Origin of the sequence: Bradyrhizobium sp. JR4.3, assembly GCF_040547695.1 — a bacterium.
Classification (GTDB): Bacteria; Pseudomonadota; Alphaproteobacteria; order Rhizobiales; family Xanthobacteraceae; genus Bradyrhizobium; species Bradyrhizobium canariense.
On sequence record NZ_JBEPQF010000066.1, the window covers coordinates 1 to 16,048 of the forward strand.

General features: G+C 65.4%; 11 protein-coding genes. All 11 read right to left on the bottom strand.

Annotation, left to right across the window (positions count from 1 at the left end; genetic code table 11):
- Window positions 1–104 precede the first annotated feature (104 nt).
- The gene (gene ligA / locus ABIB91_RS40795; protein ID WP_354172756.1) at window positions 105–2,258 is read right to left on the bottom strand and encodes an NAD-dependent DNA ligase LigA; all 2,154 of its coding nucleotides are present in this window, start codon (window positions 2,256–2,258) and stop codon (window positions 105–107) included.
- A gap of 161 nt (window positions 2,259–2,419) precedes the next feature.
- Window positions 2,420–4,093, bottom strand: a complete 1,674-nt coding sequence (gene recN, locus ABIB91_RS40800) for a DNA repair protein RecN (RefSeq protein WP_354172754.1) — start codon at window positions 4,091–4,093, stop codon at window positions 2,420–2,422.
- A gap of 13 nt (window positions 4,094–4,106) precedes the next feature.
- Window positions 4,107–5,012 carry an outer membrane protein assembly factor BamD gene (locus tag ABIB91_RS40805; protein WP_354172752.1) on the bottom strand — a complete coding sequence of 302 codons (906 nt, stop codon included), beginning with the start codon at window positions 5,010–5,012 and terminating at the stop codon, window positions 4,107–4,109.
- A 297-nt stretch (window positions 5,013–5,309) separates the two neighbouring features.
- Window positions 5,310–6,272, bottom strand: a complete 963-nt coding sequence (gene lpxC / locus ABIB91_RS40810) for a UDP-3-O-acyl-N-acetylglucosamine deacetylase (RefSeq protein ID WP_354172750.1) — start codon at window positions 6,270–6,272, stop codon at window positions 5,310–5,312.
- 361 nt (window positions 6,273–6,633) lie between these two features.
- On the bottom strand, window positions 6,634–8,439 hold the full coding sequence (gene ftsZ, locus ABIB91_RS40815) for a cell division protein FtsZ (RefSeq protein WP_007600865.1): 1,806 nt from the start codon (window positions 8,437–8,439) through the stop codon (window positions 6,634–6,636).
- An 87-nt stretch (window positions 8,440–8,526) separates the two neighbouring features.
- Window positions 8,527–9,849: a cell division protein FtsA gene (ftsA, locus tag ABIB91_RS40820; RefSeq protein WP_007600863.1), complete on the bottom strand. Its 1,323-nt coding sequence runs from the start codon at window positions 9,847–9,849 to the stop codon at window positions 8,527–8,529.
- The gene (locus tag ABIB91_RS40825; protein WP_219683429.1) at window positions 9,846–10,886 is read right to left on the bottom strand and encodes a cell division protein FtsQ/DivIB; all 1,041 of its coding nucleotides are present in this window, start codon (window positions 10,884–10,886) and stop codon (window positions 9,846–9,848) included. Before ABIB91_RS40825 ends, ftsA begins: the two co-directional genes overlap by 4 nt.
- A gap of 350 nt (window positions 10,887–11,236) precedes the next feature.
- A complete protein-coding gene (locus ABIB91_RS40830) occupies window positions 11,237–12,223 on the bottom strand; it encodes a D-alanine--D-alanine ligase family protein (RefSeq protein ID WP_354172747.1) in 987 nt (328 codons plus the stop codon).
- Window positions 12,224–12,321: 98 nt separating this feature from the next.
- Complete coding sequence (gene murB / locus ABIB91_RS40835; RefSeq protein ID WP_354172745.1) at window positions 12,322–13,242, bottom strand: UDP-N-acetylmuramate dehydrogenase; 921 nt, start codon at window positions 13,240–13,242, stop codon at window positions 12,322–12,324.
- A gap of 4 nt (window positions 13,243–13,246) precedes the next feature.
- Window positions 13,247–14,650: a UDP-N-acetylmuramate--L-alanine ligase gene (gene murC / locus ABIB91_RS40840; protein WP_211397316.1), complete on the bottom strand. Its 1,404-nt coding sequence runs from the start codon at window positions 14,648–14,650 to the stop codon at window positions 13,247–13,249.
- A 122-nt stretch (window positions 14,651–14,772) separates the two neighbouring features.
- Window positions 14,773–15,873, bottom strand: a complete 1,101-nt coding sequence (gene murG, locus ABIB91_RS40845; RefSeq protein ID WP_354172742.1) for an undecaprenyldiphospho-muramoylpentapeptide beta-N-acetylglucosaminyltransferase — start codon at window positions 15,871–15,873, stop codon at window positions 14,773–14,775.
- Window positions 15,874–16,048: the final 175 nt, after the last annotated feature.

A 16,048-nucleotide genomic window follows, 5' to 3' on the forward strand; every position in this document is an offset into this window, starting at 1 on the left:
TCACAGTCTTGGCCGGAGCCTGTCGCGACCCAGACCTTCTCTCTCGACGTCTTCAGCCTCAAAAGCCAATAGCGCAACAGGCCCCTTGTGGGAGAAGGGAGCCCTCACTCCCCGATCAGCGTCAGCCACTCGTCCTCGGTCAGCACCTTGACGCCATGCCTGGTGGCTTCTGCGAGCTTCGAACCCGCGCCTGGACCGGCGACGACGAGATCGGTTTTCTTGGACACCGATCCGGACACCTTTGCGCCTAACCGCTCAGCGGTGGCCTTGGCCTCGTCGCGCGTCATCTTCTCCAGCGAGCCCGTGAACACCACGGTCTTGCCGGCGACGGCAGAATTGCTCTTCGGCTTTTCGGCGTCGATGATCTCGACCTCTTTGGTCAGCCGCTCGACAATGCCGCGATTGTGGCTCTCGCCGAAATAGTCGGCGATGCTCTTGATCACGGTCTCGCCGATCTGGTCGAGCGCGTCCATCTCGGCCATCGCCTCCTCGTCGCCTTTGGCGACCTTGAGGCTGGCATCGTGGAAGGCGTCCCAGGAGCCGTAGCCGCGTGCCAGCGCCAGCGCCGTGGTCTCGCCGATATGGCGCATGCCGAGCGCGTAGATAAAGCGCTCCAATGCAATCTTCCGACGGCTCTCGATCGCGCCGAACAGATTGCGCACAGAGGTTGCGCCGTAACCCTCGATGTCCTCCAGCTTGAGTTTCGAATTGCGCTTTTCCAGCGTGAAGATGTCGGCTGGCTCCTTCACAAAACCCTCGTCGAAGAAGTACTGGAGCTGCTTCTCGCCAAGACCGTCGATGTCGAAGGCGCGCCGCGACACGAACAGCTTCAGATGCTCGATCTTCTGGTAGGGGCAGGCGAACTCGCCGGTGCAGCGGGCGCGTGAGCCCTCTTCGCCCGCCGCCGTCTCCTCGCGCGTGACGTCGGTGTGCAACGGGCACGGGCACTTCTTCGGAAACTGGAATTCCCTGGCAGCCTTCGGCCGCTTGTCGAGAACGACGTCGACCACCTGCGGGATGACGTCGCCGGCGCGCTGAATCACGACGGTGTCGCCGATCCTGATGTCGCGGCCCTCGCGCAGCACCTCGCCCTTGTTGCCGATGCCCTTGATGTAGTCCTCGTTGTGCAGCGTGACATTCTGCACGATCACGCCGCCGACGCCGACCGGTTCGAGCTTGCCCACAGGCGTGAACGAGCCGGTGCGACCGACCTGGATCTCGATGTCGCGCAACACCGTCGTGGCGCGCTCGGCCGGGAATTTGTGGGCGATGCCCCAGCGCGGCGTGCGCGAGACGAAGCCGAGCCGTTCCTGCCAGTCGATGCGATCGACCTTGTAGACGACCCCGTCGATGTCGTAGTCGAGTTTTGCGCGCTGCTCCTCGATCGCACGATGAAACGCCAGCAGCTCCTCGACGGAGTGACAGAGCTTGGTCAGCGGGTTGGTCTTGAAGCCGCAGCGCTCGAACCAGCCGATCATGCCGCTCTGCGTGGCCTCCGGCATCGCGCTCATCTCGCCCCAGGCATAGGCGAAGAAGCCGAGGGGGCGCGAGGCGGTGATGGTCGGATCCTTCTGCCGGAGCGAGCCCGCGGCCGAATTGCGCGGATTAGCGAAGATGGTGCCGCCTTCCGCCTTCTGCCGCTCGTTGAGCGCGAGGAACGCCTTCTTGGTCATGTAGACCTCGCCGCGCACTTCGCAGATATCGGGCACGTTGCGGCCCTTCAGCTTTTGCGGCACATCTTCGAGGGTGCGGATGTTGGCGGTGACGTCCTCGCCGACCGCGCCGTCGCCGCGCGTCGCGGCGGTGACGAGCTCACCACCCTCGTAGCGCAGCGACATCGAGAGGCCGTCGATCTTCGGCTCGGCGGAGAAATCGATCTTCTCGTCGTCGAGCTTCAGGAAGCGCACGATGCGGCCGACGAAGTCGCGCAGATCCTCTTCCGCAAAGGCGTTGTCGAGCGACAGCATGGGGACGGCATGCCGCACCTTCTTGAAGCGGCCTGACGGTGCAGCACCGACTTTCTGCGACGGCGAGTCCGCGCTGACGAATTCCGGAAAGCGCTTCTCGATCGTGTTGAAGCGCTGGCGTAGCGCGTCATACTCGGCATCGGTGACGGTGGGCGCGTCCTCCTGGTAGTAGCGTTCGTTATGCCCCTCGATCTCGAGCGCGAGCCGCATGTGCTCGACCTTGGCCTGCGCCTTGGTGAGGTCGGCGACGTCGCGAAGCGGTGCTGGTTTCGATTTTGCTGCTCTGGCCATGGTGCTTGGATACGATGGAGCGGGCGGGAGGGTAAAGGTGGGTTGAGGTCTCGCGCCCCGGACGCAGCGCAGCGCTTCTTTGGCGGTGCGCTGCAGAGCCGGGGCCCATCGGGGCGACATTCTGGGTCCCGGCTCGCGCTACGCGCGTCCGGGACACGAAATCAAGCCGTCGCTGCCTTGAGCAGCCGGTCCGCGGCAGCCCTGGCTTCGGCGGTGATCTCGGCGCCGGCGAGCATCCGCGCGATCTCCTCGCGGCGGTGGTCGGCGGCGAGCGCATTGACGCGGGTGGCGACGCGCTTACCCTTGTCCAGCGCGTCCTTGGAGATCAGCAGATGCTGGTCGGCACGGGCGGCGACCTGCGGGGCGTGCGTCACGGCCATCACCTGGACCTTGCCGGCGAGCCGCGCCAGCCGTCCGCCGATCGCGTCCGCGACCGCGCCGCCGACGCCCGTGTCGATCTCGTCGAACACCAAAGTCGGCGCCGAGCCGCGATCGGACAGCACGACCTTCAGCGCCAGCAGGAAACGCGACAGCTCGCCGCCGGAGGCGACTTTCATCATCGGCCCTGGCTTGGTGCCCGGGTTGGTCTGCACCCAAAACTCGACGCGGTCGAACCCTTGCGGGCCTGGAGCTGCCTCGTCGGTCTGGACCTGGGTCATGAACTTGGCACGTTCGAGCTTGAGCGGCGCAAGCTCGGCATTGACCGCCTTGTTGAGCTTCTCCGCCGATTTCTGCCGCGCCATCGACAGCTTCTTGGCGGCCGCCGCATAGCGCGCATCGGCCTCGATCGCGGCCTGCTCCAGCTTCTTCAGCCGTGAGGCGCCGGCATCGATCAGAACGACATCGGCGGCGTATTTTGCGGCAAGCGCGGCGAGCCCGTCGACCGGAGTCGAATATTTGCGCGAGGCGGCGCGCAACGCGAACAGCCGCTCCTCGATGCGTTCGAGCTCTGAGGGATCGAAATCGGTCGCGGCAAGCGCCGCCTGGAGATGCTGGTCGGCTTCCTCCAGCGCGTTGATCGCGATGTCGATCGCCCTCACCGCCGGCTCGACCAGCGCCGGCGAGTTGACGCCGCGGCGCTCCAGCCGGCGCACAGCCGCTGACAGCGAGGCGACCGGCGAATGGTGGCCGCCGACCGCCTCCTGCGCCTCGCGCAGGTCGGAGGCGATCTTCTCGCCCTGCATCATGGTGGTCCGACGGGACGCCAGCGAGGTCTCCTCGCCATCCCTGGGCGCGAGCTGCTTCAATTCGTCGGAGGCGTGACGGAGGTAATCGGCTTCGCGCGCAGCGCGCTCCATGCCGGCGCGATGCTCCTCCAGCGCATTGTTGGCGGTGCGGCGGGCGTCCCAGAGCGCCTCGACCGCCGAGACGTCCTTTTCGAGACCGGCGAAGGCATCGAGCAGGCGGCGGTGGGTGGCGGCATCGACCAGCGCGCGCTCGTCGTGCTGGCCGTGGATCTCGACCAGGGCGGCCCCGACCGCCTTCAGCGTCTGCACGCTGATCGCCTGGTCGTTGATGAAGGCGCGGGTGCGGCCGTCGGCGAGCTGGACCCGGCGGAGAATCATCTCGCCGGTATCCTCCAGCCCGTTCTCCGCGAGGATCTTCGCTGCAGGGTGATTCTTGGGGATATCGAATACGGCAGTGACCTGCCCCTGCTCGGCGCCGTGGCGCACGAGGCCGGCATCGCCGCGGCCGCCGAGCGCCAACGCAAAGGCATCGAGCAGGATGGATTTGCCCGCACCGGTCTCGCCGGTCAAAACCGCGAGGCCGGTTGCGAATTCGATATCGAGCCGTTCGATCAGGACGATGTCACGGATCGACAGACGCGCCAGCATGGAATTCTATTTCCTAGCCGAGACCCATTTTCTTGAAGGTCTTGCTAATCCAGGACCCCTGATTCTCGCTCGGTTCGAGACCGCCTGATTTTACAAGATTATAGGCGTCCTTGTACCAGCGACTGTCAGGAAAATTGTGCCCGAGCACGGCGGCAGCCGTCTGGGCCTCGCCGACGATGCCGATCGCCATATAGGCCTCGGTCAGGCGGTACAGCGCCTCCTCGACATGGCGGGTGGTCTGGTACTGCGTCACCACGGCCTTGTAGCGGTTGATCGCCGCCGTGTAGTCGCGCTTCTGCGCGTAATAGCGGCCGACGTTCATTTCCTTGCCGGCGAGCTGGTCGCGCGCACCTTCGATCTTGGCCTTGGCCGAGGTCGCATATTCAGAGGTCGGATATTTGCGAACCACCTCTTCCAGCGAGGCGATCGCCTTCTCGGTACGGGTCTGGTCGCGGCTGATGTCCGGAATCTGGTCGTAATGCGAGGCGGCAATCAGATATTGCGCGTAGGCCGCATCCGGGCTGCCGGGATGCAGCGTGACGTAGCGGGTGGCGGCGCCGATGCAACTGTCATAATCGCCGCCCTGGTAGGACGCGTAGGCCGACATCAACAACGATTTGCGGGCCCAGTCGGAATAAGGATGCTGGCGGTCGACCTCTTCGAACTTCTTGTTCGCCGCCTTCATGTCCTTCTTCTCGTTCATGAGGTACAGGCCCTCATTGTAGATCTTGTCGGCGGGCTCCTCGACGAAGGTGTCGTCCTTGGCGGTGAACTTGTCCCAAAGCGCGCCGGTGCCGCAGCCGGCCAGCGGCAGCGCGAGCACGAAGAGGGCGACAACCTGAAGCAGCCCACGGACTCGAGACGAGACTTCTCGAGACGGGACTTGAAGATATCCGCGCGTCATACGCTGTGCCGACATGAGTATTGCCCTGACGCCCTGTGGTGCGGTGTCCGCCAGCCCATGAACCCCGTCCTGGGCGCGAAATATAGTCGTGGTGCCTGCCGTGCGACCACGCCGGTGTAACCGAAAAACGATCTTCAACCAACCGGATAGGCAGGCATTCCGCCCGGATTAAGGCGAACGCGCCGCAATCCTAGCCGATCATCGTTACCAGGAGTTTCCCGGGGAAAGCCGCCGCCAAACGGCCATGGCAACGGGTCTCTTCAAGACCCGTTTCTCTTCTAGGAAACGTCCGCTTCAGGAAACGTCTCTCTTTTAGGAAACGTCTGGCCCGTAGACCGCGGCAATCCGGCCACCGACGATGCCGCGACCGGTTTCGGCCACCGGACGCGTGGTGCGGCGGGCTGCCTCGCCCTCGACCACCCGCCAGGCGGTGCGGTCGGCGAGCAGCGCGGTCAGGACGGCGTGATTGAGCTTGTGGCCGCCACGAACCGAGCGGTAGGCGCCGAGCAGCGGCAGACCCGCCAGAGCAAGGTCACCAATCACGTCCAGCACCTTGTGGCGGGCGCATTCGTCGGCGTAGCGCAGGCCTTCGGTGTTGAGCAGGCGCTCCTCGTCGAACACGACGGTATTGTCGAAGGAGGCGCCGAGCGCATAGCCGGCGCTCCAGAGCCGCGCAACGTCGCACATCAGACCGAAAGTCCGGGCCCGGCCGACTTCGCGGCGGAAACGCTCCGGGTTGAGGTCGAAGGCGTAGCTCTGCTGGCCGATGACAGGATTCGTGAAGTTAATCTCGACCTCGGCGCGGAACCCGTCGGCATAGGGCCGGATCTCGCCGAAGGCGTCGCCGATCTTGACCGAGATCGGCTTCAAAACCTGAATGAAGCGGCGCTGTGCCGGCTGGGTCACGATGCCGGCCTGGTCGATCGCCGCAACGAAGGCCGCGGCGCTGCCGTCCATGATCGGCACTTCCGGCCCGTCGATCTCGATGATGGCGTTGTCGACGCCCATGCCCCGCAGTGCAGCAAGCACATGCTCGGCGGTGGAAACCAGCGGACCGTCGCGATCACCGAGGACGGTGGCGAAATCGGTCGCGATCACCTGCTCGGCGGTGGCCTGAACTTCGCGGTCGCTTCCCTCAAGCCCGGTGCGGATAAAAACAAAGCCCGCGTCGACAGGCGCGGGTCCAAGCGTGAGCGTGACGGGAAGACCGGAATGAACGCCGACGCCTGCCACACTGGCTTGCGCACGAAGCGTTGTTTGCCGGCTAAATTTCATCAGGAACCGCCCCACTACGACCACCGCGACTTATACTGAACCCGACTGAGCGGCCTAGACCGCTCGCTTCCGAATCCGTATCCCCAAGTCACGGCAAACCATAGTCACTGCCTCAAACAGCGCCAACTCACGCTTTTTTACCGATTGTTACCCCAAACCCGCCGTATTAGCGCCAAGGCTTAACCAAATTGGACCGGAGTTCGGGACCGTTTTCGGTAGTTTTACTGAACCATCGAATATGTAATTAATTATTTAAAATCAGTTGCTTGGCTGCGCAATCCGGGCATGCACGGGGCAAAAGAAAAGGTCCCGGCAAGCTTCCCGCCGGGACCTTTTTTCGTCTGCCTTATTGTAACAATCCTCAGGTCGCCTGCCGCCGCAGGAAGGCCGGGATATCAAGATGATCGTCTCCCTGTGGCGCCGGGGCAACAGGCGCAGGACGGCCGTGCATGTCCAGGCCCTGCGGCGCGGGACGGCGGGCATACTCGGACACCGGCTCGGCGGAAGCGATTTGCTGCGCCACGGTCTTCTGGGGGCGGCGATCGGGCAGCGGCGGCATCGCGGGACCGGCGGTGCGGGCCGCGATCGGCGCCTCGCTCTCCTCGTCACGACGGCCGAGGCCGACATTGGCAAGGCGCTGCAGCAGCGACAGCCGGGTCTTCTGCGGGGTCTCCTCCTCGACCTCGCCGCGGGCCTGGCGAAGCTCGGCCTGGGCGGGCATCGGAAGTTCCTCGATACGCGGCATCCGCGGTGTGCGGACCGGCGCACGCTCGGCCTGCGGCGGGATGAAGGTTTCCGGCGTCATCGGCTCATGCATGGCCATCGGCGCCTGCTCGGGCTCCGGGAACAGCGTGGGCTTCTGCGCGATCGGCCGCACGGTGACGTCGCCATAGGTCTGCATCGGCGCGGGAGCCTGCGGTACGTCGGCAACGGCGGCGGCGATGGCGGCAAGCGCAGCGCGCTCCACGTTCGGACGCGGAGCCGTGGGAGCGGCGGCAAACTGACCCGTTCCGGCGGCCGGGGTCTGCGCTTCGAACTTCTGGGCGCGCTCGGCCATGCGCTGATTGTCGGCGCGCAGCCGTGCGGTCAGATCGGCAAGACGGCTCTCGGCAGCCGCGGCCGGAGCAGCGGGAGCCTGCTGCGCCTGCGGAGCAGGATTCGCGACGGGAGCGCTGGTGGCCTGGCTGTTGCGCGCGATCGCGGCCTGTTCGATGCCGGTCGCGACGACCGAGACGCGGATCAGGCCGTCGAGGGCTTCGTCGAAGGTGGCGCCGACGATGATGTTGGCGTCCTGGTCGACTTCCTCGCGGATGCGGGTCGCAGCTTCGTCGACCTCGAACAAAGTGAGATCCTTGCCGCCGGTGATGGAGATCAGGAGGCCCTTGGCGCCCTTCATCGAGCTATCGTCGATCAGCGGGTTGGCGATCGCGGCTTCGGCGGCGGTCAGCGCGCGCTTGTCGCCGGAGGCTTCGCCCGTGCCCATCATCGCCTTGCCCATCTCGCGCATGACGGCGCGGACGTCGGCGAAGTCGAGATTGATCAGGCCTTCCTTCACCATGAGGTCGGTGATGCAGGCAACGCCCGAATAGAGCACCTGGTCGGCCATCGCGAAGGCGTCGGCGAAGGTGGTCTTCTCGTTGGCGACCCGGAACAGGTTCTGGTTCGGGATGATCAGCAGCGTATCGACGACCTTGTGCAGCTCGTTGATGCCCGCTTCCGCGGTGCGCATGCGGCGGCCGCCCTCGAAGTGGAAGGGCTTGGTCACGACGCCAACGGTGAGGATGCCCATCTCGCGCGCGATCTTGGCGATCACGGGAGCCGCACCGGTGCCGGTGCCGCCGCCCATGCCGGCGGTGACGAACACCATGTTGGCGCCCGAGAGATGGTCGCGGAGCTCGTCCATCACCTCTTCGGCTGCGGCCGCGCCGACGACCGGCTGCGAACCTGCGCCCAACCCTTGCGTGGCCGCCGTGCCCATCTGCACGATGCGCTGCGCCTTCGACATCGTCAGCGCCTGCGCGTCGGTGTTGGCGACCACGAAGTCGACGCCCTGGAGGCCCGCCGTGATCATATTGTTGACGGCGTTACCACCGGCGCCGCCGACGCCGAACACGGTGATGCGGGGCTTCAGTTCGTGAATATCAGGAACATTGATGCTGATGGTCATGTTTGCCTCTCGATCACGCGCGCGTGGGTTCGCCCCGGCCGGCGGCCGCGGGAGTTGGTGAAAATCGAATATTGCGGGAAGGAGTCATCAGAAGCCCTCGCGTAGCCATCGTCCGACCTTTCCGAAATACCCGCCGGTCCCCGTCCTGACCTGCTGCCGCGTATGCCGCGGTTCGACATGTTCGTGGTGAACATATTGCGGGTAGACGAGCAGTCCGGCCGGCACCGCGAAGGCGGCGTTCTTCGCCTCGTTGGGCAGCCGGCCGAAACCGAGCGGACGTCCGACCCGCACGGGCCGGCCGAGAATCTGCGTTCCGAGCTCAACGAGACCGGTGAGCTGCGAGGCCCCGCCTGAGAGCACGACGCGACCGTTGGGCTCCGAGGCGAAGGGCGAATCCTTCAGCTTGTCCCGAACCATTTCGAAGACTTCCTCGGCACGATGCTTGACGATGTTGGCGATGGTAGCGCGGGAGACGATCTGCGGCAGATCCTGCTCGTCACCGGCTGTCGGTACAGACATCAGCTCACGCGAGTCCGATCCGCCGGTGATGACGGTCCCGTATAACGTCTTGATTCGCTCGGCATCGGCAATGGTCGCGGAGAGTCCGCGCGCCAGATCCATCGTGATGTGTTGCCCGCCGACCGCAAAACCCGCGGCATGCACGAAGCGGCCGCCGGAAAAGACCGCGATCGTGGTGGTGCCCGCGCCCATCTCGACGACGGCAGCGCCGAGGTCGGCCTCGTCGTCGGTCAGCACCGACAAGCCTGCCACATAGGGACTTGCCGCCATGGCTTCGACGTTGATGTGGCAGCGTTCCACCGCCAGCATCAGGTTCCGCGCCACCGTGGCGTCGCAGGTGACGACATTCATGTCGATGCCGAACTGATGCGCGACCATCCCGCGGGGATCGCGGATGCCCTTGACGCCGTCGAGCGTGTAGCCGATCGGCAGCGCGTGCAGCACGGTGCGGCCTTCGCCGGTGGCGTGGCGCATGCCGGTGGAGGTGACCCGGCTGACATCGGCCGGCGTCACGGCGCCGCCGCGGATGTCGGCCGCAGCTTCGACCAGCTGACCGGAGAGCCGGCCGCCGGACACCGACAGCAGCACGGACTCGACCCGCACCTTGGCCATTTTCTCCGCAAGCCCGACGGCCTGTCGCACCGCCTGCTCGCATTCGCCGAGATCGATCACGGCGCCGGCCTTCATGCCGCGGGACTGGATCTGGCTGTAGCCGATCAGCTCCACCGCATGGGTCCGGTCGCGCAGGGCTTCGCTCGGCGCCGACGGCTTCAGCCGCGCGATCATGCAGGCGATTTTGCTGGTGCCGATGTCGAGGCAGGCGACGAGGCCGCCGCGCTTGTGCGGCATCGGGCGTGTCTTCGGTGTCTGGGTGCGATCAAGACCGGTCATGCAGCGTCCCCGGCCTTTTTCTTCTTCTTGTCCTTGAACAAATCGTCGCGCGCCTTGGCGGCGTCCTCGGACAGCTGCACCACCAGCCGATCGGGCAGGCGCAGGTCGACCGCGACGATGTCGCGGGAGAACAGCTTGTCCTCCTTGTCGAGCCTGGACAGCATCGCAAGCGCGTTGCCGACGTCTTGTTCGGGCAGGCGGATGTCCAGGCCGTCCTTGAGCCTCAGGTTCCAGCGCCGCTCCCCGACGAAGATCGCGGCCTTGGTGATGGAATTGACCTGCGGATAGCGCGCCAGCAAAGCGAGGAAATCGCGAGCCTGCGTCTCGGCACCCTTGCCGACCACGAGCGGCAGCGACAGGAAGCGGCGCGAGACATAGGGTTCGAGCACGGCGCCGTCATCGGCGATGACGGAGAGCCGGCCGGCCTCCTGCCACAGCGCGAACGCCTTGCGCTCGGTGAGCTCGATCATGAGCTGGCCGGGATACAGCTTCAGCACGGTCGCATCCGCGATCCAGGGATTGGCCTTGAGCTTGTCGCGCACGGCGTCGGCGTCGAGGAACAGAAGCGAGGATCGGCCGCTGACGCCGCCGATCGCAAGGATCTCGTCCTGGCTGAGCTGCTTGCGGCCGTTGATCACGACGGAGGTGATGCGGAAGCCGGCGGAATTGGCCAGCGCGTTACGGGTGTCGTTGACCGCCGTGATGAAATCCTGGAGATGGCCGCCTTTGACGATACCGAAGCCGCAGCTTCCGATCAGGAGCAGCACCGTCATGCTGATCCCGACCCGGCGCGGCAGATAGCGCTCGACCAGCGCGACCAACCGCGGCGGAGGCTCGCGTTCGATGACGGCTTTGGCCCGGGCTTTGGTTTTAATCTTTTCCTCGGCTGCAGCACGCGCGCCGTGAACTCGTTCCAGACGCTTGTCCTGCACCCACTCGCGCAGAAGCACGACCGCTCCGATAGCGGCCGCCTTCAGGTCAGCTTGGGGCCTCAGCGATCTGAAAAGCGACCGAGTGAGGCTTCCTGCTCCATCCATTGCACGAGCTCGTCAACAGTTTGCCCGCGACATCGCGCGGGTCCTGGCGAACATGACGTCTCGGACTTGCCGGGCCGGGTGCTGGTCTTCAGCAGAAGAAAACCTCTCCCCTTCAGAGCGTTCGCCGGAGGTGACAACACCCGCAACGGTCCACGCGCCGGCAGCCAAAGCGTCATATACGCCGCCAGCGTTAACCTTCGGACGTCCTGGTAAACAAAAGGTAAAGTTCGTTAACGACGTGAGCTTTTTGCCCAGGCCTGTGAGGCATTTATGCCGCAATATCCGGCATTTTACCGGTTTTGGGTTCCAAAACCGGCCGTTTCGCCGGTTCGGCCGTTAACCAGTCCTAATTATTTTCGCACACCGGCCACAGCGAGCTCGACCAGGCCGCGCAGGAAGTCGACGAACGCGATGCCCTCGGCCTTCAGCGCCTTGGGGTAGAGCGAGGACTTGGTCAGCCCGGGCAGCGTGTTGGTTTCGAGATAGATCAGCCCCTTGTCCGAGACGATGAAATCCGAACGGGAATAGCCGGTACACGACATCGCCCGGTGCGCCAGCATCGCCTGCTGCTTCAGTGCGGCGGTGATTTCGGGTGCGAAGCGGCCGGGACAGATCTCCTGGGTCGACTTCAAAAGATATTTCGCCGCGTAGTCGAAACTGCCCTCGCCCGGAATGATCTCGATCGGCGGCAGCGACATGATCGTGCCGTCCGGCCGCTCCAGCACGCCGCAGGTCGCCTCGACGCCGGCGATGTAAGGTTCGATCACGTACTCTTCGTGCTTCGCGGCATTGCGGACGGCGACGAGATCCTGCCTGGCGTTGACGAAGATCAGGCCGTAGCTCGAGCCATCCTTTGCAGGCTTTGCGATCAGCCGGCCATATTCGGCGAAGGCCTCGTCGATCTGGTCCAGCGCAATGTTGGCCGGCGGCGTCACGCCGCTAAGCGTGGCGAAATGCTTGGCCGCGAACTTGTCGAACGCGAGATGCGAGGAGGCCGAGCCCGAACCGGTGAAAGGCACGCCGCGCGCTTCGCACATCACCTGCAATTCGCCGTTCTCGGCACGCCCGCCATGCAGGCTGAGCACCAGCACGCGGTTCTCCGCCCTGGCCTGGTCGAGCGCCCGCTCCAGCGGAATGCCTGACGTGCCCGGCTTGAACTCGTCCTCGAACGGGCGGGCATGTTCGAGCAGCTGTCTGGACTGCACGACATGCACCTTGTCCTCGACGTCCCACCACCAGAGATCGGCCTCGGGCAGCGCCTGATGCAGCGCCTGGGCTGAAGCGACCGAAACCAGACGTTCGCGGTTGGAGCCGCCGAAGAGGATGGTGATGCGCATGTTCTTTGGTCCGTCACCTGTCTGTGTTCGTCATTCCGGGGCGATGCGAAGCATCGAACCCGGAATCTCGAGATTCCGGGCGAGCCCCGGAATGACACTCACGCGGAAATTCCAATCCGCTTGATTTCCCAGTGTAGCTCAATTCCGGAATTTGCCTTCACACGTTCTCGCACGGTCTCGCCCAGCGTCTCGATGTCGTGCGCGGTGGCATTGCCCGTGTTGATCAGGAAATTGCAGTGCATCTCGGAGACCTCGGCCCCGCCGACGCGCAGGCCGCGGCAGCCGGCGGCGTCGACCAGCTTCCAGGCGGAATGGCCGGGCGGATTCTTGAAGGTCGAGCCGCCGGTCTTCTCGCGGATCGGCTGCGCGGTCTCGCGGTGGGTTTGCACTTCCGCCATGCGCGCGCGGATCGCCTCGGCATCCCTGATCTCACCGCGGAAACGCGCGGAGGTGAAGATGACCGAGGGATCGACGCCGCTGTTGCGGTAGACGAACTTCATGTCGGCATTGGAGAAGACGTGCTTCGTGCCGTCGCGCCCCACGCCTCGGGCCTCGATCAACACGTCCCTGGTCTCGCCGCCATTGGCGCCCGCATTCATGCGCAACGCGCCGCCGATCGTGCCGGGAATGCCGAAATAGAATTCGAGCCCGCCGATATTGGCGGACGCGGCGACTTCCGCCACGCGCTTGTCGAGCGCGGCCGCGCCCGCGGTGACGACATCGCCGCTCGCGCTCGCCTCGCCGAAGGCGCGCGGCGCCAGACGGACCACCACGCCCGCCATGCCGCCGTCGCGCACGATCAGGTTGGAGCCGACGCCGACGACATAGACCGGAATGTCGCTTGCGAGATGCGCGAGGAAGTAGGCGAGATCGTCCTCGTCCGCCGGCGTGAACAGCACCTGCGCCGGACCGCCGACGCGAAACCAGGTGAGCTCGGCGAGCGACTGGTTCGCCAGCAGCCGGCCGCGAAGATCGGGCATCGCGGCTTTGAGCAAGGGCGTGATGTCGGGAAAGCTCACTGCCCTACCCCAGCGCCTTCAATTCGCCGGGCAGCGCATATGCCCATTGCGTGATGTTGCCGGCTCCCAGGCACACGACGAGGTCGCCGGACTTCGCCACGCCCTTGACGATGCCGGCGAGATCGGACGCCGCCGGTAGCGGGATCACCTCGCGGTGGCCGTGGGCGCGCAGGCCCGCAGCGAAATGGTCGCGGTCGATGCCCTCGATCGGCGTCTCGCCCGCGGCATAGACCTCGGCGACGATCACCGCATCCGCATCGTTGAAGCAGGTGCAGAATTCCTCGAACAGCGACTGCAGGCGGGTATAGCGATGCGGCTGCACGACGGCGACGATCTTGCCGTTGGTGGATTCCCGCGCGGCCTTCAGCACCGCCGCGATCTCCACGGGATGATGGCCGTAATCGTCGATGACGGTGACGCCGTTCCATTCGCCGGTCTTGGTGAAGCGGCGCTTGACGCCGCCGAAGCCGGCGATCGCCTTGCGGATTGCCTCGTCCGACACGCCGAGCTCGCGCGCGACCGCAATCGCAGCGGTCGCGTTGGAGGCGTTGTGGCGTCCCGGCATCGGCAGCATGAGATCGGAGATCTCGTGCACGGCGCCCGTCTTGCGATCGCGGAAGGCAACCTTGAACTTCGATCCGCCGCCCATCGGGGTGAGGTCGACGAAGCGCACATCGGCCTGCGGATTCTCGCCATAGGTGATGATGCGCCGATCCTCGATCTTGCCGACGAGAGTCTGCACCACGGGATGATCGATGCACATCACGGCAAAGCCGTAGAACGGCAGGTTCTCGACGAAATGGCGGAAGGCGTCCTGTACCGCCTCGAAGGTCTTGAAGTGATCGAGATGCTCGGGATCGACATTGGTGACGATCGCGACCTCGGTCGGCAGCTTCAGGAACGTGCCGTCACTCTCGTCGGCTTCGACTACCATCCAGTCGCCCGCACCGAGACGCGCATTGGAGCCGTAGGCGTTGATGATGCCGCCATTGATCACGGTGGGATCAAGGCCGCCGGCGTCGAGCAACGTCGCGACCATCGTGGTCGTGGTGGTCTTGCCGTGGGTGCCGGCGATGGCAACGCAGCTCTTCAGCCGCATCAGCTCGGCCAGCATCTCGGCGCGGCGCACCACAGGGATGCGCCGCTCGCGCGCCGCCGTCAGTTCCGGATTATCGCGCTTGATCGCGGTAGAGACCACGACGACCTCGGCGCCGTCGACGTTCTCCGCCTTGTGGCCGACCGAGACCCTCGCACCGTTCTTGCGCAGGCGGTCAAGATTGTAATTGTCGGAGGCGTCGGACCCCTGCACGGAATAGCCGAGATTGAGCAGCACTTCGGCGATGCCGCTCATGCCGATCCCGCCGATCCCGACGAAGTGGATGGGTCCGATCTCGCGCGGCAGTCTCATGCTCTATTCCCTGACCTCGCCGCCGGAGAAGGCGGCATCTGGCGAAGGTCACGGCAAATCAGCCGCGCGCCTTTCCTACTGGATGCCCCGCTTTAGAAGGCGAAGACAAGGGCTTTTTCGCGTCAGATTCCCGCGATTTTGGCCACCAGATCGGCCAGCCGCTCAGCCGCATCGAGCCGGCCGGCGCCGCGGGCGGCCTGCGCCATGGCGGCAAGGCGCGCGGGCTCGGCGGCGAAGGCGGAGATCTCGGCGGCGAGGCGATCGGAGGAAAACTCGGTCTGCGGAATGCGGATCGCACCGTCAACTTTGGCCAGCACGCCGGCATTGGCGAACTGGTCCTGGTCGATCGCGCCCGGTAGCGGCACCAGGATCGAGGGCCGCCCGATCGCGGCGAGTTCGGCCACGGTGCCCGCGCCTGAGCGCGACACCACCAGATGGTTGGAGGCCAGCCGTGCCGGTAGATCGGTGAAAAACGGCGCAAGCTCGGCCTTGATCTTCAGCCTGTCGTAGACCGCACGCACGCGCGCCATGTCCTCGTCACGCACCTGCTGGGTGAGGACGAGCCGGCCCCACAGTGCGGGCTCGAGGCGCTCGATCGCGCCCGGAACGATGTCGGCCATGATGCGCGCGCCCTGGCTGCCCCCAACGACGAGCAGCCGCAGCGCGCCGTTCACTTCAGGCGCAGCATATGGCACGCCAGCTGCGGCGAGAATCGCCGGACGCATCGGCGTGCCGACCGTCGTGGTCTTGCCCGATAGCGCCGGATCGCGGTCGAGCACGCCAGGCAATGAAGTGGCGATGGCGCGGACGCGGCTCGACAGGAACCGGTTGGCGCGGCCGAGCACCGCATTGGCATCGTGGATGATGCCGGGCACGCCGGCGAATTTCGCCGCGACCAGCGGCGGCAGCGTCGGATAGCCGCCGAAGCCGACGACGGCGACCGGCTTCAGTCGCTTGATCAGGCTGTACGCGGACAGCGTGCCGGCCGCGAGCGTCAGGCCGGCATAGGCGAGCTGCAGCGGATTGCGTCCACGCGCAGTCTCGCTCGAGACGACGTCGATCATGTCCTTGGTGAACAGGCCGCTGTAGCGCAGCGCGCGCTCGTCCGTGACAAGGCGGACGCGGAATCCGCGCCGGATCAGCTCGACGCCGAGCGCCTCGGCCGGAAACAAATGGCCGCCGGTGCCGCCCGCGGCGAGAAGAATCAGGGGGGAGGTGTCCATGGAGAGGAGTTTTACAGTGTCTCCCCCGTCATTGCGAGCGAAGCGAAGCAATCCAGACTGCCACCGCGGAGGGATTCTGGATTGATCTTCCCCCAAAAAAGTGGACATGGATCAAGCCGATTTTAGCTCCATCTCGACCGGGCTGATATAGCCGATGGCCGAGTGTCTTCGGGTC

Bases quoted from the DNA above. Each gene is read 5' to 3' on its own strand.
- ftsA (WP_007600863.1), bottom strand. From the start codon at position 9,849: ATGACCGGTCTTGATCGCACCCAGACACCGAAGACACGCCCGATGCCG.
- ABIB91_RS40825 (WP_219683429.1), bottom strand. From the start codon at position 10,886: ATGGATGGAGCAGGAAGCCTCACTCGGTCGCTTTTCAGATCGCTGAGG.
- ligA (WP_354172756.1), bottom strand. From the start codon at position 2,258: ATGGCCAGAGCAGCAAAATCGAAACCAGCACCGCTTCGCGACGTCGCC.
- ABIB91_RS40830 (WP_354172747.1), bottom strand. From the start codon at position 12,223: ATGCGCATCACCATCCTCTTCGGCGGCTCCAACCGCGAACGTCTGGTT.
- ABIB91_RS40805 (WP_354172752.1), bottom strand. From the start codon at position 5,012: ATGTCGGCACAGCGTATGACGCGCGGATATCTTCAAGTCCCGTCTCGA.
- murC (WP_211397316.1), bottom strand. From the start codon at position 14,650: ATGAGACTGCCGCGCGAGATCGGACCCATCCACTTCGTCGGGATCGGC.
- recN (WP_354172754.1), bottom strand. From the start codon at position 4,093: ATGCTGGCGCGTCTGTCGATCCGTGACATCGTCCTGATCGAACGGCTC.
- ftsZ (WP_007600865.1), bottom strand. From the start codon at position 8,439: ATGACCATCAGCATCAATGTTCCTGATATTCACGAACTGAAGCCCCGC.
- lpxC (WP_354172750.1), bottom strand. From the start codon at position 6,272: ATGAAATTTAGCCGGCAAACAACGCTTCGTGCGCAAGCCAGTGTGGCA.
- murG (WP_354172742.1), bottom strand. From the start codon at position 15,873: ATGGACACCTCCCCCCTGATTCTTCTCGCCGCGGGCGGCACCGGCGGC.